The organism is Sphingopyxis granuli (assembly GCF_001559015.1).
Classification (GTDB): domain Bacteria; phylum Pseudomonadota; class Alphaproteobacteria; order Sphingomonadales; family Sphingomonadaceae; genus Sphingopyxis; species Sphingopyxis granuli.
The window spans coordinates 3859795-3877162 of sequence record NZ_CP012199.1; the positions used below are offsets into that span (position 1 = coordinate 3859795).

A 17368-nucleotide genomic window follows, 5' to 3' on the forward strand; every position below is an offset into this window, starting at 1 on the left:
GCGGTCAGAAGCTGTAGCGGGCGCGGACGCCGAACTGGCGCGGATCGCCGACGTAGCCGACGTACAGGCCGGTCGACAGCGGCGACGGATAGACGAAGTTCACATATTTGTCGTTGAACAGGTTCCGCGCGAAGGCTTCGAGCGTCAGCCCTGACGCCGTTTCGATTCCCAGCCGCGCGTTGATGATCGTGCGCGGCCCCTGGAAGGCATAGGGGTCGAGGTTCTGCTGATAAAAGACGCTGCTCTTGTGGCTGCCGTCGATCCGGCCATAGCCGGTCAGCGACCCCGTCAGCGGTGCGCGATATTCGGCCGATCCGCCCAGCGTCCATTCGGGTGCGTTCGGCAACCGCTTGCCCGACAGGTCGCACGGCGGCGCGATTCCGGGAACGCACGAACCGTCGGTGAAGTCCACGTAACGCGCATGGGTGTAGGACGTCTGGAACTGCAGCGTCAGCCCCTCGGTGGGGAGGGCGGTGACCTCCAGTTCGCCGCCCTTGATGCGGAAAAGCTCCGCATTGCGCGTGACCAGATTCAGGCCGTCGAAGGCCTGCGCCTGAAAATTCTGGTAATCGGTCCAGAACAGGGCCGCCGAAAAGCGCAGCTTGCGGTCGAGGATATTGCCCTTCAGCCCGATTTCGTAATTGGTGTTCTTTTCCGCGTCGAACTCGAAATTGTTGAAGTTCGGAAGGCGCGTCAGGTCGAACCCGCCCGGCTTGAACCCCCGCGCCACGCTGGCATAGAGGTTGAGGTCGCGCTGCAGGCTGTAGCGCGCGTTGGCGACCCAGGTGAACTGCGACTCCCGCCGCGACTGCTGGCGATTGCCCAGCGAAGCATAGGCGACGTTGCCCGACGTCTGGGTGAAATCGACGTCCTGATCCTCGCGGGTATAGCGGCCGCCGGCGGACAGGGTCAGACGGTCTGTCAGGTTGAAATCGACGTGCGCGAAGGCGGCATAGCTCTTGTCGTTCAGCCGCGACGCGATGGTGGTGTCGCCGCGCTGACCCGGAAGGATGACGGCCGCGGCGTCGGCGCGCGGCTGCAATATTTCCAGATCGTCGGATCGCCGCGCGAAATAATAGAGGCCCGCGACATAGGTCACGCGCTGTCCCGAGGGCGAAGCGATCCGCAATTCCTGGCTGAACTGATCGTGCCGCTGATCGATGTAGAAATCGTCGAGCAGGCGGAGCGGCAGCGAATCGATATCGCTGATCGGCGTGACGTCCCAGCGCCGCCACGCCGTCACCGACGTCAGCACATGATCCCCGACATCGACGTTGATCTCCGCCGAAACCCCGCCGCCGCTGTTCGGGTTGAGGTTGCGGCTGTTCTGGATCGTCTGGCGCGAATAGGGCGATCCGGCGGGGATCAGCGACACGATCGGGACACCGAAGACGTTGGCCGTGGGGGTCCAGGCCACGGGAATCGCCGAACAGCATTCGGACCGTTCGCGCAGATAATCGCCCGACAGAAGGACATCGAAGCCCTCGCCGCGATAATAGAGTTTCGCCCGCCCGCCGCTGCGGCGCAGATTGTCGACCGAACGGCCGGTGGTCGCATTGTGCGTCAGGCCGCCCCGGCGCACATGATAGGCCGAAACGCTGATGCCGAGTTGGTCCTCGACCAGCGGCCCGGTCACGCTTCCGCGCAGTTCGAACGCGTCATGCTCGGCCGCCACACCCTCGACGAAGCCTTCGACGCCCGACAGCGACGGACGCCGCGTGACGATATTGACGAGCCCGGCCGCCGTGTTGGCGCCGAACAGCGTCCCCTGCGGACCGCGCAGGATCTCGACGCGCTCGATATCGGCGAGTTCGCCCGTCGCCGCGCCGTAGCGGGCCAGAAAGACGCCATCCAGGAAGACGCCGACCGACGACTGCTTGCCGGGGTTGTCCTGCTGCGACGTCACCCCGCGCAGCATGATGCGCCCGGCCCGCGCATCGCCATATTGTTCGGAGGTGAAGCCCGGCGCCACCTGCGACAGGTCGTGGAATTGCGTGACGCCCGCCGCGGCCAGTTGATCGCTGGTGAGCGCGGTCAGCGAAATGGGAACGTCGACCAACCGCTCCTCGCGCTTCTGAGCGGTGATGATGATCTCCGCATCGCCCGAATCGACGTGACTCGCGCTGCTCGTCGCGGTGGTTTGCGCGCCGACGGGGTTGGCCGCGGTCAGCACGGAAAGAGCCGCCGAGCACAAGAAAATCCTTTTCCGGTAGATATTTGCCATCGTTTCTCTCCCCAAGACCGCTCGTTGTTCGAACGGTTATTTTCCTATGAATTATCTATCTGATTATGATAAATCAAGCCTGTCGACGAAATTTCGGTTGGAGGGGCTTCACGGACTTGGCGATGCGACCGCCCTGCCCAAGGGAAAGGCAGCGCCGGCGGGCCCGGCGACGGGCCCGTCAAATTCGACTTGTCGAAGGGGTGAAAGCGGCGGGATCGGGCGCGCGACTGCCGCCCGCGATTTCAACCGCGCATCGCGAAGCGCGGTCTCGCCATTTCGTCACTATGCTCTTTGCGATCTGTCGGATCGGGCGGGAACGCCCGCGCCCGTCAACTGCCCCAGACGGTTTCCGCGTGGCGCAGGAAATTGAGTCCCATGATCTTCTCGATCCGGCCGCTCGAATAGCCATGGGCCGACAGAAGGTCGATCAGCCTGAAGAACTGGCCGGGTCCGCGCAGGTCGACGACGAAGGGATAGGTGTCCGGCCGCTCGCCGGCGGCGCTGATCCCGGCGGCGCGGCGCTCGGCGATCTCCTTGGCGAGGACGGCCTGATATGCGTGGAGATCGTCGATCGCGGTCACGGTGCCGTCGGTGCCGATGCCGACATGATCCTCTCCGCAGATGTTCACCGCATGGTTGATATGCGCGACGACGTCCGCGGCGCGGGCGCGGCCCGACCGGGCGAGGAACGGCATGAAATAGATGCCGACGAAGCCGCCCCTTTCGGCGACCAGCCGCAGTTCGGCGTCGGTCTTGTTGCGCGGCAGATCGGTCACGGCGCGGCAGCCGGTGTGGTTGATCGAGATGGGGGCCGTCGACAGCCGCGCCGCCTCCAGGCAGGTGCGCTCGCCGCTGTGCGACAGGTCGACGATCATGCGCTGCGCGTTGAGCCGCTCGACGACCTCCCGCCCGAAGGGCGTCAGGCCGCGATTCTCGGGCGCCATGGCGCCGTCGCCGAGCCGGTTGGCGGGATTGTAGGTGAGCTGGAAGATGCGCACGCCCATGTCGGCGAACAGGTCGACGCGGCTCGCGTCATCGCCGAGCATCGCGCCGTTCTGGAAGCCGTAGAGGATGCCGATCTTCCTTTCGGCCCCGGCGCGGCGGATGTCGGCGGCGCTGAAGATCTTGAGCAGATCGGCCGGGTGGCGGCGGAGCAGCGCATCGGCCTTGGCGACGTCGCGGACGCTCGCCTCGAACGGGTCGTCGGGACCGGCGACATAGCCGAAGGTGCAGTTGATCGCGGTGACGCCCGATTCGCGCGCTTCGGCCAGCACGCGCGGCGAATAGGGATCGTCGGCGCCCTCGACATTGGGATCGGAAAGGCCGCCGAGCGCATTGACGATCAGCCGGTTCGCGCGGCCGGGCGCCGCCGCGGCGCGCACCGCGGACGATCCCAGCGATGTCGCCGCCAGCCCCGCCGCGCCGGCCAGCAGCGCCCGCCGGTCAATCGTCATCGCCAAGCTCCGCGGCCGTCAGGACGACATAATCGGCGCGACGGAATTCCCGGCCGCGCTTCACCGTCATCTCGATGCTCCCGATATTGCCGATGTCGGCAAGAGGATCTGCGCGAAGAACGACAAGATTCGCCAATTTGCCAGGTTCGATCGACCCCATGTCGCTGTCCTGTCCCGCCGCGCGCGCGCCAACGAGCGTCGCCGAATGGATGACCGCGAGCGGCGACATGCCGACGTCGTGGGCGAGATAAAGCAGCTCGGCATGGACCGCGGGCCATGGGTCGCCGGCCGGGTTGACGAAATCGGTGCCGGTCGAGATCGGTATGCCCGCCCGCCACGCCTGCTGGGTCAGCGCGATCGTCCGCGCCCCGCTGCAGCGAAGCGGCTTCTTGCCCGAATCCGCCTTGCGCTCGGCCTCGAACTTGACGAACAGGCTGCCCGTCGCATCAAGGATCGTGCCTTGCTTGCGCATCATCCGATAGAGGCGGCCGACCACCGGATCGTCGCCCGTCGGGGCCAGCAAAGCCTCGTCGACCGGCGTGCGATCCTCATAGGCGGCGAGCATTACCGGCTGCGCCTCATAGGCCAGGTAGCAGACATGGCTGATGACATCGGCGCCCGCCTCGATCACCTGCGCCGGGCGGGCGGGAAAGACGGCGCTGTGCGCCCAGATCATCAGCTTCTGGCGGTGCGCCTCGGCGGTGATCGCAGCGACCCGCTCGGCGGGCAGGTCGGCGTAGATCTTGATCGCGGTCGCCGCCGTGCCGCGTGCCAGCGCCACGGCCAGACGCAGGTCGGTCTTTGCGTCGATCGCCTGCATCCACGGCGCGGTGCCCGGCGCGAACCCCCGCGTCACCGCGAGGACGCGCGGATCGGCGAAGAAGGGCGGCCCCGCCATCAGCGCGGCATAATAGATGTCGGGCGCCGCTATCTCGCCGACCAGCGATGCGCGCGCCAGTTCGCCGACCGCGCGCAGGTCGTCCGCCATGTCGCGCACCGCGGTGACACCGCCGTAGAGCTGGCGGCGGAGGATCGCCTCCGCCCGCGCGCGGTTCGGCGGCGTGGCCAGATGGACGTGGCTGTCGATCAATCCGGGGATGACGAAGCGGCCCGGCAGCGGAACGGTGCGCGCTGTCCGCGCGCGTTCCCCCAGGCTGCCGTGCGCGCCCACCGCGACGATCCGCTCGCCCTCGATCAATAGGTCCTGACCGGGACGCGCCGGCGCCCCGGTTCCGTCGATGAGCGTCACGTCGGTATAGAGTATCGCCTCGGCCGCACTCGACGGAACGGCCGCCAACAGCGAAGCCGCAAAGACGAGCGAGCGGAGGAAAGCCGGGATGGCGGACGGGCGCGGGAACGACGCAGACATGGCGATGGCGCTAGCCCCACTGCCCGCCGTCCGCAATCGCCGGGCGCGCATCACGCCGCGCCGAGCTGGCGCAGCACGTCCTGCACCCCTGGAAAATCCCGATCCTGCCGCAGCGATTCGAGCCCCGCCGCGACGTCGAGTTCATAGTCGGCGACCCCCGCCGATTCGAGCTTGCGGCGCGCGCCCATCGCGGTGATCAGCCGGGCCGCCGCGCGGTTGTGCGACAGGATATGGATGTCGAGCGTCGTCAGCCCGGCCGCGAGACAGTCGACGAGCAGCGCCGCGGTCATCATCCGCGCCAGCCCCAGTCCGTGGAAGGCATCGAGCACTGCAATCGAATATTCGCCGACGCGCCCGTCGCTGTGATGCCGCACCGCGTGCACCGCGCCGATCGCCGGCTCGCCCTCGCATTCGGTGCAGATGGCGCCCCAGGCGATGTGATCGTGCCCGTCGACGTCGGCGAGCCGTTCGACCACCGCGTCGGGCATCGTTGGCGCCGGCGAGAAGAAGCGCAGATAGCGCGCCTCCGCCGACAGCTTCGCGATCCCCTGCCGCAGCAGGTCGGCATCGTCGGGCGTAATCGTGCGCAGACACACCGCCGTCCCGTCGGTGAGCCGGCTGCACACGACGATATTGTCGATCGGCCTTGCCCGGGCCTGCTCCATCGCCTGTCCTTCCGTCGCTGCGGAAGCGCGAAGCTAACCCGCCGCGGCGGCGATGGCCAGCCTCAGGCGTCGTCGCCCATCCGCAGCGCGGCGATGAACGCCTCCTGCGGGATGTTGACGTTGCCATATTCGCGCATCCGCTTCTTCCCCTCCTTCTGTTTTTCGAGGAGCTTCTTCTTGCGGGTCGCGTCGCCGCCGTAGCATTTGGCGGTCACGTCCTTGCGGAGCGCGGCGATGGTTTCGCGAGCGATCACCTTGCCGCCGATCGCGGCCTGGATTGGAATCTTGAACATGTGGCGCGGGATCAGGTCCTTGAGCCGCTCGCACATGCCGCGCCCGCGCGCCTCGGCGCTGCCGCGATGGACGATCATCGACAGCGCGTCGACCGGCTCGTTGTTGACGAGGATGCTCATCTTGACGAGGTCGCCGGGGCGGTGGCCGATCTGGTGATAGTCGAAGCTGGCATAGCCACGCGAAATGCTCTTGAGCCGGTCGTAGAAGTCGAACACCACTTCGTTGAGCGGTAGTTCGTAGGTGATCTGCGCGCGGCCGCCCACGTAAGTGAGGTTCTTCTGGATGCCGCGGCGGTCCTGGCACAGCTTGAGGATCGCGCCGAGATATTCGTCGGGGACATAGATCACCGCCTCGATCCACGGCTCCTCGATCTCCTCGATCCGGTTCGGGTCGGGCATGTCGGCGGGGTTGTGCAGCTCCATCTCGGTCGGGCCGCCGTCCTTCGACCGGGTGAGCTTGAGCTTGTAGACCACCGACGGCGCGGTGGTGATCAGGTCGAGGTCGTACTCGCGGGTCAGCCGCTCCTGGATGATCTCGAGGTGCAGCAGGCCGAGGAAACCGCAGCGGAAGCCGAAGCCCAGCGCGGCGCTCGTCTCCATCTCGAAGCTGAACGACGCATCGTTGAGGCGCAGCTTCTGGATGCTTTCGCGCAGCTTCTCAAAATCGTTGGCGTCGGTGGGGAAGAGGCCGCAGAAGACGACCGGCTGCACCTCCTTGAACCCCGCCAGCGGCGCCGCGGCGGGCTTTTTCGCGTCGGTCACCGTGTCGCCGACGCGCGCCTGCGCGACGTCCTTGATCTGCGCGGTGATGAAACCGATCTCGCCGGGGCCGATTTCGGTCAGGTCCTGCCGCTTGGGCGTGAAGCAGCCGACGCGGTCGATCAGGTGGGTGGTGCCCGCCTGCATGAACTTGATCTGCTGGCCCTTCCTCAGCACGCCGTCGACGACGCGGACGAGGATGACGACGCCCAGATAGGGGTCGTACCAGCTGTCGACGAGCATCGCGACCAGCGGCGCGGCGGGGTCGCCCTTCGGCGGCGGAATCTTCGCGACGATCGCTTCGAGCGCGTCCTCGATGCCGATTCCCGACTTGGCCGAGGCGAGCACCGCATCGTCGGCGGGCAGGCCGATGATGTCCTCGATCTCCGCCTTCACCTTGTCGACGTCGGCGGCGGGCAGGTCGATCTTGTTGATGACCGGGACGATCTCGTGATCATGCTCGATCGACTGATAGACGTTGGCGAGCGTTTGCGCCTCCACCCCCTGCGCCGCATCGACGACGAGCAGCGCGCCTTCGCAGGCGGCAAGGCTGCGCGACACCTCATAGGCGAAGTCGACGTGGCCCGGCGTGTCCATCAGGTTGAGCTGATAGGTTTCGCCGTCGTGCGCCTTGTACGACAGGCGCACGGTCTGCGCCTTGATCGTGATGCCGCGCTCCTTCTCGATGTCCATATTGTCGAGTACCTGCGCCGACATTTCGCGCTCGGTGAGGCCGCCGGTGAACTGGATCAGCCGGTCGGCGAGCGTCGACTTGCCATGGTCGATGTGCGCGATGATCGAGAAGTTGCGGATATGCGAAAGAGGCGTTGTCATGGCGCCGCCCGTTAGCAGGGGTTGAGGGCGCTGTCAGCAGGCGTGACGGCGGGAGGCCGGCATAGCGGGATAATATAGGAAAGGCGGTTTTTACGGGCCGGCGTCCGGTGGGGAGCAACCGGCCAGCCAACGCTCGCAATCGTCACGCACCCGCGCGTCCTTATCGCGCAGCCCGCGTTCGAGCACCGCCGCCCTGCCCCCGCCGTCCTCCACCGCCGCCAGCGCGGCAAGCGCGGTGGCGCGGACGCGGGGAACCGGGTGCGCGGCAGCGAAATGGTCGGCCACGTCCTTGCCCTCGTCTGTCAGGTGGACCGCGCAGCGCAGCAGCATTTCCGCCGCGGTGATCGTCGGGCGGCGGGCGATGGTGCCTCTTTCGAGATCGACGATATACTGGTCGCGCCACGGAACGGCTTCGCCCTCGTCCATGATGTTGAGGCTGACCGACAGCCGTTCGGGCGGGAGCTGGCTGTGGATATCGCGGTGGGCGCGATAGAGCATCATCGTGCCTTCGCTCAGGCTGCTGCGCTCGACGAAGCGCAGGTTCAGCGGCTCGCCGAGGCGGCCGTCGACGGCCTCCGCGTCATAATCATAATAGTCGCTGATATAGCCCGGCCCCCAATAGCCGACGGTCAGGAACGAGAAATTATGGTCGTGCGGCAGGCCGTAGGCGAAGGCGGCGGCGCCGCTGGCGGCATAGGCCGCGTCGCGCTCGGCCGGCCACATGTTGGCGCGGATGAAATAGCCGCGACGGCTGCGGTGGAGCAGGAAGACCTGCGCCGAATAACGGTTCGCCTCGAGCTGGTCGCGATAGCTCGCCTTGAGCTCGGCGATCACGCGGTCGGCAAGAAAATCGCGGTTGTTCGCCAAACCTGCGAGAAGCACCGCGCAGCGGGCGACGCTGTCCTCGCATTCGAGGTCGACGCCGGCCTCGTCGAGGCGCGCTGCCACCTCCTCCAGATCATATTCGGGCGCGGTGGGCGCGGCGATCGGGCGCGGCATGATATTCTCCTGCTCGCCTCCCGCTTTCGGGAGGAGTTGGGGGGTGGGCGGCGCATCGGCCCGCCCCGCTGCGGCTAGCGAACGAGTTCGCAAGCCTCGCTGCCCCTCCCGCAAGCGGGAGGGGACGGATAAAGTTCCAGCGTCGCGGCGGCGGCGGCGCGGACCTCGGGATGCGGATCGGCGGCGGCCATGCGGGCGAGCGGCGCGCGCGCGGCGACGGAGTCGAGCGCGATCAGTTCGCGCATCGCGTTCCAGCGCGCGGCGAAATCCTCGCTGGCGGCTTCGGCGGCGAAGAGCGGCGCGGCGTCGGTACGGCGCATCGCGCGAAGCAGCGCGAGCGCCATCTGGCGAAAGCTGCTGTCGCGGCGCGAGGCGGAGACATGGACGAGCCGGCCGCTCGCGACGTCATAGGCGCGGATCGGCAGGGGCGACGGCGGCTGGATCGCGAGCTGGAGCATCAGCACGTCGCCGCTGCCGCCCGAAAGGCCGAAGGTCTCGCGCGCCGAATCGAGCCGGATCGTCTCCCCCGCGCGCAGCGGCCGGGGATCAGTGCTGCGGCAAGGACTCGCCCCGGCGGCGGTGAAGGCGCCCGCTTCCTCCGCGGCGCTGACCGCGACGCGGTGGAAGCGGAGCATCGCGCCGCCGTCCGCGAGGATGCGCGTCACCGAACGGCCGGGGACGAACAGCGCCGTCGGCGCCGCTTCGTGCGCGGCGGCATCGAAGGGGCGGAGCAGCAGCGTCATCCGGATCGCGCCCGCTTCGGCGAGCAGCAGCCCGCCGAGCGCGCCGCCGCCGACCGGGCGTAGCGGCGGGCGCGCGAAGGCGTCGGCGGCAAGCAGGCCCAGCGCCTCGCCGAGGCGCGCGCGCAGCCAGCCGATGTCGGCGAGCCACGGGGCCAGCGCCGCGATCGCGGTTTCGGGCGTCGCTGCCTCCTGCGCCCGCATCGCAGCGAGCAGGCCGTCCGGGGCGAGGTCGCCCGCGCGCCACGCGGCGTCGAGTGCGCTCGCAGCGGCGTGGCGGCGCCGGCGGCGCGCTTCGTCGCTGCGCGGGAAATGATCGTGCCGCGAGCGCGGCATCATGCCGTGGTCCATGGGGAAAGGGCGCGCGGAAAGGGCGCGCGGCGGCGCGGGAAAGACGGCGCCGCCGCGCGCAGGCGCTCAGTCGTAGATGATCAGGACGACGGTGACGGTGACTTCGAACACCGACGATCCGGGCGTCGATTGCATCGGCGCCAGCGATCCGAACAGCCCGACGGCGGTGTCGAGCAGCGGAATGCTGTCGATGTCGATGGCCTCTACCCCCATATGTCCCTCCCTGTTGCAGGCGGCGCGTCTGCCGCACGACAAGGCTTAGGAAACCGGGCGGCGGGAGCCAGTTAACTTATTGTAAGGTGGCATTTCACCGCGCGAAGGCGATCCACAGCGACAGGCCCGGCGGCGGCGCGGCGGGCGGCGCATCGGCGGGGTGGCGCACGGCATCGGCGCGCGCGCGGTCGAGGATGGCGGACGGAACCGCCGGGTCGTGAAAGACATGGTCGGCCTCGCCCAGCAGGCGCGCCGCGCGCAGCGTCAGCTCGTCGGGATCGGCGCCGGTCAGGCGAATGGTTTCGAGACGCGGCGCAGCGGCGGCCTGCGGCACCGCGAGCCACGCCCCGACGCGATCCGCCGCATCGGCATCGAGCGGGTCGAGCGCGCCGCCCGGCGCCAGCGCGGCGTCGATCGCGCGGCGGCGGTCGGCGGCGGCGGGCCAGCGCGCCTTCATCGCGCCGCGCGCGGCGTGGAGCGCAGCCGCGAGCGCGCCGAGACGCGCGGGGAGCAGCGCCTCGATACGCTGGCGCACCGCCTTGGCGAGCCCCGCCGAAGCGCCGCCGGTGCCGACCGCGATGGTGACCGGCGCGCGGTCGACGATCGCGGGCGTGGTGAAGTCGCACAGGTCGGGACGGTCGACGACGTTGACGAGCAGGCCGCGAGCGCGAAGATCGGCGGCAGCGGTTTCGGCGCCGTCTTCAAGCGCGACGAAAGCGATCGTCGCGCCCGCTTCCCACGCCGGGACGACCCGACCCCCGGCGCGCACGATCAGCCGCGCCTTGGCATCGGCCGCCTCGCCTTCCCCGACCAGCACGACCGTGCGGCCGGAAATGTTCAGGAAGATGGGAAGCTGGCGCATGGGACCGCTATAACAGGCCCCTCCCCCGAGGGGGAGGGTGCAGCCGGTTACTCGATCCAGTCCGGCACGCGCTCGGCGGCCATGATCGTCCCCGCGGCGATGCGGTCGGCGACGACGATGTAGCGGTCGCCGTCCACCAGCACCTCGGGCACGAGGCTGCGGCTGTTGTAGGTCGAGGCCATCGTCGCGCCATAGGCGCCCGCGGTGCGGAAGACGGCGAGGTCGCCCGCCTCCACCGCGTCGATCGCCCGGTCGCGCGCGAAGGTGTCGCCGGTCTCGCACACCGGGCCGACGATCGACGCCGTCATCTTTTCGCCGGTCGGCTTCACCGCGACGAAATCATGATACGCATCGTAGAGCGCCGGGCGTGCGAGGTCGTTCATCGCGGCATCGACGATCACGAAGGGATTGGTCGCGCCGGGCTTGACCCACAGCACCTCGGTCAGCAGCACGCCGGTGTTGCCCGCGATCACGCGGCCGGGCTCGAACAGCAGGGTGACGTCCCAGTCCCTGGTCACGCGCGCGACCATCGCGCCATATTCGGCCGGGCTCGGCGGATCGTCGTCGGGGCGATAGGGCACGCCGAGACCGCCGCCGAGGTCGACGTGGGTGATGCTGTGCCCCGCCGCGCGCAGGTCGGCGACAAGGCGGCCGGCGCGCTCGAACGCCGCTTCGAGCGGGTCGAGACTGGTGAGCTGGCTGCCGATGTGGAGCGCGATGCCGCGCATCTGGAGGCCGGGAAGCGCGGCGAGTCGGCCGAATATCTCCGGCGCGACATCGATGCCGACGCCGAACTTGTTCTCGGCCTTGCCGGTCGAGATCTTGGCGTGGGTGCCGGCGTCGACGTCGGGGTTGACGCGCAGCACCGCGCGCGCGGTCATTTCCTTCGCCAGCGCGATCTGGGCCAGCGCGACGCCTTCGGCTTCATGCTCGATGTTGAACTGGCCGATGCCGCGGTCGAGCCCGAGCGCCAGCTCGGCGCGCGTCTTGCCGACGCCCGAAAAGACGATGTCCTCCGCCGCCATGCCCGCGGCGATCGCGCGTTCGAGCTCGCCGCCCGACACGACGTCGGCGCCATAGCCCTGCCGCGCGAGGACGCGCAGCACGCCGAGGTTGGGGTTGCACTTGATCGCGAAGGCGATGTGCTTCTTCGGCACGTCCTTCAGCGCGTCGCGGAACACCTGCGCATGGCGCTCCAGCGTCGCGCGCGAATAGACGTAGACGGGGGTGCCGATCTCCTCGGCGATGCGCGGCAGGGGAATGTCCTCGGCGTGGAGGACGCCGTCACGATATTGAAAATGGTCCATCGATTATGATCCTGAACATCTTCCCGTTTGCCCTGAGCCTGTCGAAGGGCCGTATTTCTTTCTGCGTTGCTGAAAGAAGGACGGTGCTTCGACGGGCCCGGCACGAACGGATGAGAGGTTATCTATGTTTCGATCGTCGAATTTCAGCCCGGGGGCGGAAGGTCGAAATCGTCGGGTTCGCGCTGTTCGGAGCGTTTGAGAAGTTCGTCGCTGCGCGCGGGTTTGGCCTGCGCGTCAGGCGTCGTCAGCTCCTGCGTGGTGGGCGCCCGCGTCGCCCCGACCGGCAGGGCGGCGGGCGGCTGGCCGGCGACCGGCTTCAAATCTTCCTTCTTGCCGCACGCGCCAAGCGCCGCGACGAGCGCGACGCCGGCCAGTGCGGCCGCGATGATGGAACGCTGTGCCGTCATCCTAATCCTCCAGCGCGGCGCGGGCGGCCGCGACGGCCTCTCTTACCCGCTCGGGCGCGGTGCCGCCATAGCTGGCGCGGCTGGCGACCGACGCCTCGACGGTGAGCGCGGCGAGCGCCGCCGGCGTCACCGCAGTGTGGATCGCCGCCGCTTCGTCGGCCGGCAACGCCGAAAGCTCAACGCCGAGCTCCTCGGATCGTTTCACGCAGGCGCCGACGATATGGTGCGCTTCGCGGAACGGCACCCCCGCCTCGCGCACCAGCCAGTCGGCGAGGTCGGTCGCGGTCGAAAAGCCCGAGGCGGCGAGCGCGCGCATCCGATCGGTACGAAAGGCGAGCGTTTCGACCATGCCGGTCATCGCCGCAAGCGACAGCGCGAGCGCGTCGTAGGCGCCGAACACCGTCTCCTTGTCGTCCTGAAGGTCCTTCGAATAGGTGAGCGGCAGCCCCTTGACGATCACCGCGAGCCGCTGGAAGGCACCGAGCAGCAGCCCGGCGCGGCCGCGCACCAGCTCGGCGGCGTCGGGGTTGCGCTTTTGCGGCATGATCGAACTGCCGGTCGACCAGGCGTCGGGCAAGGACACGAAGCCGAAGGGCTGGCTCGCCCAGATCACCACCTCTTCGGCGAGCCGCGAGAGGTGGAGCGCGGCGATCGAAGCGGCCGCGCAATATTCGAGCGCGAAGTCGCGGTCGGACACCGCGTCGATGCTGTTCGCCATCGGCCGATCGAAGCCGAGCGCGGCTGCGGTGGCATGGCGATCGACCGGGAAGCCGGTGCCCGCGAGCGCGGCGGCGCCGAGCGGCGATTCGTTGAGCCGCGCGCGCGCGTCGGCGAAGCGGCCCCGGTCGCGGCCGAACATCGCGACATAAGCGAGCAGATGGTGGCCGAGCGTCACCGGCTGCGCGACCTGCAAATGGGTGAAGCCGGGCATGATGCTGTCGGCATGCTCGTCGGCGCGGGCGAGCAGCGCGGCCTGAAGCGCCTTCAGTCCCGCGTCGATACGGTCACAGGCGGTGCGGACCCACAGGCGGAAGTCGGTCGCGACCTGATCGTTGCGCGAGCGCGCGGTGTGGAGGCGCCCCGCGGGTTCGCCGACCAGCTCCTTCAGCCGCGATTCGACGGTCATGTGGATATCCTCGAGCGCGAGGTCGACCGGCACGCCGCCCGCCGCGAATTCCCCGGCGATCTGGGCGAGCCCGGCGTCGATCGTCGCAGCGTCGGCGGCGGCGATGATCCCCTGCGCGCCGAGCATCGCGGCGTGCGCGCGGCTCGCGGCGATGTCTTCTTCCCACAAGCGTTTGTCGACGGGGATCGAAGCGTTTATCTCTTGCATGACCGCGGCGGGTCCGCCACCGAAGCGGCCGCCCCACATGCTGCTCTTATCGGGAGAATCCGCCATTCGCCGCGTCCCAGATCCGAAAACCGTGCTGATCGCCCTGCTGCTCGCGGGGGCGGTCGCGGGCTGCGATAGGGAAAAGCCCGGCGCGGAGCAAGCGGCGACGCCGCAAGCAAATGTTTCGGCAGGCGAAGCGGCGGCGGGCGCCGCGCATTTCGTGCATCAGGTCGATCGCGGCCAGGCGGGCAAGGCGGCGCCGACCGCCACCTTCCGCGGTCCCGACGACGCGCCGGTGACGCTGGCGGCGTTCCGCGGGCGTCCGCTGCTCGTCAACCTGTGGGCGACGTGGTGCGCGCCGTGCGTCGCCGAAATGCCGACGCTCGACGCGCTGGCCGCGGAGCGCGGCGACCGGCTGGCCGTGATCGCGGTCGCGCAGGACCTGCAAGGCGCCGAGATCGTCGATCCCTGGTTCCAGAAGGCGAAGCTGAAGGCGTTGCAACCCTATGTCGACCCGCAGAACGGCCTGCTCGACGCGGCGGGCAGCGCGCTGCCGACCTCGATCCTCTATGACGCGCAGGGGCGCGAGTTGTGGCGGGTGATTGGCGCGATCGACTGGCAGGGCGAGGAGGCGAAGGCATTGCTGGCAGAGGGCGGGGTGTAATTCGCTCTCCCACAGGCGAGATACGGCCCGTGGTCAGCCCGGATGCGCCTCGTCGCCGACGGTCGATTTCAGCAGGCCGCGGAACACCTCCATCGCGGTCCGCCGGCCCTGCGTGACGTCGGACACGTCGCGCGCGATCGGCATCGCGATGCCGTGGCGGTCGGCAAGCGCCATGACGGTCGGCGCGCTCTTCACGCCTTCGGCGACCATGTGCATGTCGGCGATGATCGCGTCGATCGGCCGCCCCTTGCCCAGTTCGACGCCGACATGGCGATTGCGCGACAGCGGGCTGGTGCAAGTGGCGATCAGGTCGCCCATGCCGGTGAGGCCGGCGAAGGTTTCCGCCCGCCCGCCGATCGCGACGCCCAGCCGCGTGATCTCCGCCAACCCGCGCGTCATCAGCCCGGCGCGGGTGTTGTCGCCCGCTCCCAGCCCGTCGCCCATGCCGACCGCGATCGCGACGATATTCTTGAGCACCCCGCCCAGTTCGCAGCCCAGCAGGTCGGTGTTGGTGTAGACGCGGAACAGACCCGAATGGAAAACGGGCTGGAGCGCGCGGACGACGATCTCGTCCGCCATCGACAGGACGCTCGCCGCCGCCTGCCCGCTCATGATCTCGCGCGCCAGATTGGGACCGGTGAGGACGCCGACCGGGTGGCCGGGCAGCACCTCCTCGATCAGTTCGGTCATCCGCTTGCCCGACGCGAGTTCGAGTCCCTTGGTCAGGCTGATCACCGGCACCCACGGGCGCAGGTGCCGGCGCGCCTCCTCCAGCACCGCGCGGAAGCTGTGCGAGGGAACGCCCATCACCAGCACGTCGGCGCCCGCCACCGCCTCGCCCAGATCGGCGGTGGCGCGGAGCGCCGGGGGCAGCTTGATGCCGGGAAGATATTTGCGATTCTCGCGATCGCGGTTGATGCCGTCGACCGTTTCGGCGTCGCGCGCCCACAGGGTGATCGGCGCGTTGCGCGACACCAGCGACGCGACCGTCGTCCCCCAGCTTCCCCCGCCGAGCAGCCCCACCTTCAGGCGCATGTGCCTCTCCCCTCCCCTGTTCAGGAAGAGAGTGGCGCGCGTTTCAGGGCTTGGCAAGAAACTCCCGCATCACCGCGGCGGTCGCCTTGGGATCCTCGACCATCGGGACATGACCGACATGCTCGAAGACATGGCTGCGGCTGCCCGCGATGCCGCGTTCGAGTTCGGCGACGCAGCTCACGTCGATCAGCCGATCGTGGCGGCCCCAGATGATCAGCGTCGGCACCTTCACCTCGCCGAGGCGGTCGTTGAGCGGATGGTCGCGCATCTCGGTCGCGATCACCCAGAAGGCGGCGTCGAGCTGGTCGCGGTAGCGGAGCGCGTCGGCGTAGAGGACGGGCTTGAGCCGCTGGGGGATATGGGGCGGCTTGTGGACGACCATCGCCACCAGCCGGTCGGCGTCCTCCAGACTGGCGAGGACGAGCGGGTTGTAATCCTCGTTCGCGGCCTGTTTCTGAAGGTCGCTCTCGTTCGTGCCGTTGACCCCGGCATTGTCGAGCAGGATCAGGCTGGCGAGCGCGTCGGGATAGTCGAGCGCATAGCGCAGCGCGATCCACCCGCCCATGCTGTTGCCCGCGATATGCGGCCGCTGCAGGCCCAGCGCATCGGCGAAGGCTTTCAGCCGCGCGGTCTGCGCCGCGATGTCGTAGGCGAGCGCCGGGTTGCGCTCATTCTCTCCGAAGCCCGGCAGGTCGGGCGCGACGACATGATAGTCGCGCGTCAGATAGGGCGCGAGGAACGACCAATTGTCCTTGTCCCCCGAAAAGCCGTGGACGAGCAGCAGCGTCGGCTTCGCCGGGTCGCCCCCCTCCAGATAGGGCCAGGCACGGCCCTCGACGGTCACGCTTTTCTGCACCGTGCCGCCGCGGCGCCGCAGCAGCCAGCGGCCGAGCGCGACGAGGCGGCCGGGAAAGAGGAAATAGAGCAGCGCCAGCGCGATCAGCGGTGCGAAGACGAGGATGAGAAGGATTTTCATGGCGTCTCCTTGGCCCCCGTCCTGCAGGGGAAGGGCTTATCAAGGCCCCACATGCGCGTCGAACCAGCCGATCAGCTCGTCGAGCACCGCGTCGCGCTCGGGCTCGTTATAGATTTCGTGGAACAGGCCGGGATAGATTTTCAGCCGCTTGTCCGCCGAAGACACATGATCGAACAGATAGCGCGAGCCTTCAGGCGCGGCGAGGCTGTCGGCGGCGCCGTGCTGGAACAGGATCGGCAGCGCGATCCGGGCCGCGCCCGCCTGCGCGGCCGCCATCGCGTCCATCAGTTCCTTGCCGAGCCGCGCGCCGATCTTGCCGGTGTAGACGAGCGGATCGGCGAGATAGGCGGCCACCACCGCCGGATCACGGCTGACGCCGTTCGCGTCGAGCGCCAGCACGCCGAGGCGCGGAAAGAAACGCGACAGGAAGCGGCTGAGTGCGACGGTGACGCGCGACGGCGGCGCGGCGGGCATAATCGCGGGGCCGGAGAGCGCGGCGGCGGCGAACGCGTCCTGCCGCTCGATCAGGAACAGCGTCGCGATCAGCCCGCCCATGCTGTGGCCGAGGAGCAGGCGCGGCACACCGGGATGCTCTTCCTCGACGCGCGCGAGCAATTCGGTCATGCCGTCAAGATAGGCGGAGAAGCGCGGCACGAAACCGCCCTCGCCGTCCGACCGGCCGTGGCCCCAGTGATCGACGGCCTCGACCGCATAGCCGGCGGCGTTCAGCCGCCGCGCGACATGCTCGTAACGTCCCGCATGTTCGGCATAGCCGTGGGCGAGCAGCACGACCCCCTTCGGCGGCGCGGCGAGCGGCCAGTCGGTGACGTGCAGCCGGGCGCCCGCCGCCGCGGACCCCGCCGGCAGCGTCACCGCCGCCATG

Annotated in this window: 16 protein-coding genes; 1 reads left to right on the plus strand and 15 read right to left on the minus strand. The window is 68.9% G+C overall.

The features are described from left to right. Positions 1-4 precede the first annotated feature (4 nt). The 12 genes from SGRAN_RS17715 to argH all read right to left on the minus strand — a co-directional run bounded on the left by SGRAN_RS17715 (position 5) and on the right by argH (position 13849). The gene (locus tag SGRAN_RS17715) at positions 5-2224 is read right to left on the minus strand and encodes a TonB-dependent receptor (protein WP_082737337.1); all 2220 of its coding nucleotides are present in this window, start codon (positions 2222-2224) and stop codon (positions 5-7) included. A gap of 329 nt (positions 2225-2553) precedes the next feature. Further along, entirely contained in the window at positions 2554-3678 is a 1125-nt protein-coding gene (locus SGRAN_RS17720; RefSeq protein WP_067187158.1) for a dipeptidase, read from the minus strand. Beyond that, on the minus strand, positions 3668-5047 hold the full coding sequence (locus tag SGRAN_RS17725) for an amidohydrolase family protein (protein WP_067185853.1): 1380 nt from the start codon (positions 5045-5047) through the stop codon (positions 3668-3670). Before SGRAN_RS17725 ends, SGRAN_RS17720 begins: the two co-directional genes overlap by 11 nt. A gap of 50 nt (positions 5048-5097) precedes the next feature. Beyond that, entirely contained in the window at positions 5098-5712 is a 615-nt protein-coding gene (locus SGRAN_RS17730; RefSeq protein WP_067110287.1) for a GNAT family N-acetyltransferase, read from the minus strand. A 62-nt stretch (positions 5713-5774) separates the two neighbouring features. Continuing rightward, on the minus strand, positions 5775-7598 hold the full coding sequence (gene lepA / locus SGRAN_RS17735; RefSeq protein ID WP_067110284.1) for a translation elongation factor 4: 1824 nt from the start codon (positions 7596-7598) through the stop codon (positions 5775-5777). A 90-nt stretch (positions 7599-7688) separates the two neighbouring features. Next, complete coding sequence (locus tag SGRAN_RS17740; protein ID WP_210434166.1) at positions 7689-8597, minus strand: transposase; 909 nt, start codon at positions 8595-8597, stop codon at positions 7689-7691. 74 nt (positions 8598-8671) lie between these two features. After that, complete coding sequence (locus SGRAN_RS17745) at positions 8672-9676, minus strand: HEAT repeat domain-containing protein (RefSeq protein WP_067185855.1); 1005 nt, start codon at positions 9674-9676, stop codon at positions 8672-8674. A gap of 78 nt (positions 9677-9754) precedes the next feature. Beyond that, positions 9755-9901 (minus strand): hypothetical protein, encoded by a 147-nt coding sequence (locus tag SGRAN_RS22690; protein WP_156483142.1) that lies wholly within the window; start codon positions 9899-9901, stop codon positions 9755-9757. 94 nt (positions 9902-9995) lie between these two features. After that, positions 9996-10763 carry a precorrin-2 dehydrogenase/sirohydrochlorin ferrochelatase family protein gene (locus SGRAN_RS17750; RefSeq protein ID WP_067185856.1) on the minus strand — a complete coding sequence of 256 codons (768 nt, stop codon included), beginning with the start codon at positions 10761-10763 and terminating at the stop codon, positions 9996-9998. A gap of 47 nt (positions 10764-10810) precedes the next feature. Next, positions 10811-12070 carry a diaminopimelate decarboxylase gene (gene lysA, locus SGRAN_RS17755; RefSeq protein WP_067185858.1) on the minus strand — a complete coding sequence of 420 codons (1260 nt, stop codon included), beginning with the start codon at positions 12068-12070 and terminating at the stop codon, positions 10811-10813. 143 nt (positions 12071-12213) lie between these two features. Continuing rightward, positions 12214-12477: a hypothetical protein gene (locus SGRAN_RS17760; protein ID WP_067185860.1), complete on the minus strand. Its 264-nt coding sequence runs from the start codon at positions 12475-12477 to the stop codon at positions 12214-12216. Between the two features lies 1 nt (position 12478). Beyond that, positions 12479-13849 carry an argininosuccinate lyase gene (argH, locus tag SGRAN_RS17765; protein ID WP_067185862.1) on the minus strand — a complete coding sequence of 457 codons (1371 nt, stop codon included), beginning with the start codon at positions 13847-13849 and terminating at the stop codon, positions 12479-12481. Between the two features lie 58 nt (positions 13850-13907). On the opposite strand from argH, the gene SGRAN_RS17770 reads away from it, so the two are divergent. Beyond that, positions 13908-14474, plus strand: coding sequence for a TlpA family protein disulfide reductase (locus tag SGRAN_RS17770; RefSeq protein ID WP_067187159.1), 567 nt, complete (start codon positions 13908-13910; stop codon positions 14472-14474). A 33-nt stretch (positions 14475-14507) separates the two neighbouring features. On the opposite strand, the gene SGRAN_RS17775 is transcribed toward SGRAN_RS17770, so the two are convergent. Genes SGRAN_RS17775 through SGRAN_RS17785 form a run of 3 tightly spaced genes read right to left on the minus strand, consistent with a single transcriptional unit; the run spans position 14508 to position 17367 of the window. Beyond that, positions 14508-15509, minus strand: a complete 1002-nt coding sequence (locus SGRAN_RS17775) for an NAD(P)H-dependent glycerol-3-phosphate dehydrogenase (protein WP_067185864.1) — start codon at positions 15507-15509, stop codon at positions 14508-14510. 43 nt (positions 15510-15552) lie between these two features. Then, positions 15553-16485 (minus strand): alpha/beta fold hydrolase, encoded by a 933-nt coding sequence (locus SGRAN_RS17780; RefSeq protein WP_067185867.1) that lies wholly within the window; start codon positions 16483-16485, stop codon positions 15553-15555. A gap of 39 nt (positions 16486-16524) precedes the next feature. Then, positions 16525-17367, minus strand: coding sequence for an alpha/beta hydrolase (locus SGRAN_RS17785; RefSeq protein WP_067185869.1), 843 nt, complete (start codon positions 17365-17367; stop codon positions 16525-16527). Between the last annotated feature and the right edge of the window lies 1 nt (position 17368).

What these genes read in the sequence shown, in the direction of transcription:
- SGRAN_RS17715 (WP_082737337.1), bottom strand. Translation starts at nt 2,224, where the DNA reads ATGGCAAATATCTACCGGAAAAGGATTTTCTTGTGCTCGGCGGCTCTT.
- SGRAN_RS17720 (WP_067187158.1), bottom strand. Translation starts at nt 3,678, where the DNA reads ATGACGATTGACCGGCGGGCGCTGCTGGCCGGCGCGGCGGGGCTGGCG.
- SGRAN_RS17725 (WP_067185853.1), bottom strand. Translation starts at nt 5,047, where the DNA reads ATGTCTGCGTCGTTCCCGCGCCCGTCCGCCATCCCGGCTTTCCTCCGC.
- SGRAN_RS17730 (WP_067110287.1), bottom strand. Translation starts at nt 5,712, where the DNA reads ATGGAGCAGGCCCGGGCAAGGCCGATCGACAATATCGTCGTGTGCAGC.
- lepA (WP_067110284.1), bottom strand. Translation starts at nt 7,598, where the DNA reads ATGACAACGCCTCTTTCGCATATCCGCAACTTCTCGATCATCGCGCAC.
- SGRAN_RS17740 (WP_210434166.1), bottom strand. Translation starts at nt 8,597, where the DNA reads ATGCCGCGCCCGATCGCCGCGCCCACCGCGCCCGAATATGATCTGGAG.
- SGRAN_RS17745 (WP_067185855.1), bottom strand. Translation starts at nt 9,676, where the DNA reads ATGATGCCGCGCTCGCGGCACGATCATTTCCCGCGCAGCGACGAAGCG.
- SGRAN_RS22690 (WP_156483142.1), bottom strand. Translation starts at nt 9,901, where the DNA reads ATGGGGGTAGAGGCCATCGACATCGACAGCATTCCGCTGCTCGACACC.
- SGRAN_RS17750 (WP_067185856.1), bottom strand. Translation starts at nt 10,763, where the DNA reads ATGCGCCAGCTTCCCATCTTCCTGAACATTTCCGGCCGCACGGTCGTG.
- lysA (WP_067185858.1), bottom strand. Translation starts at nt 12,070, where the DNA reads ATGGACCATTTTCAATATCGTGACGGCGTCCTCCACGCCGAGGACATT.
- SGRAN_RS17760 (WP_067185860.1), bottom strand. Translation starts at nt 12,477, where the DNA reads ATGACGGCACAGCGTTCCATCATCGCGGCCGCACTGGCCGGCGTCGCG.
- argH (WP_067185862.1), bottom strand. Translation starts at nt 13,849, where the DNA reads ATGTGGGGCGGCCGCTTCGGTGGCGGACCCGCCGCGGTCATGCAAGAG.
- SGRAN_RS17775 (WP_067185864.1), bottom strand. Translation starts at nt 15,509, where the DNA reads ATGCGCCTGAAGGTGGGGCTGCTCGGCGGGGGAAGCTGGGGGACGACG.
- SGRAN_RS17780 (WP_067185867.1), bottom strand. Translation starts at nt 16,485, where the DNA reads ATGAAAATCCTTCTCATCCTCGTCTTCGCACCGCTGATCGCGCTGGCG.
- SGRAN_RS17785 (WP_067185869.1), bottom strand. Translation starts at nt 17,367, where the DNA reads ATGGCGGCGGTGACGCTGCCGGCGGGGTCCGCGGCGGCGGGCGCCCGG.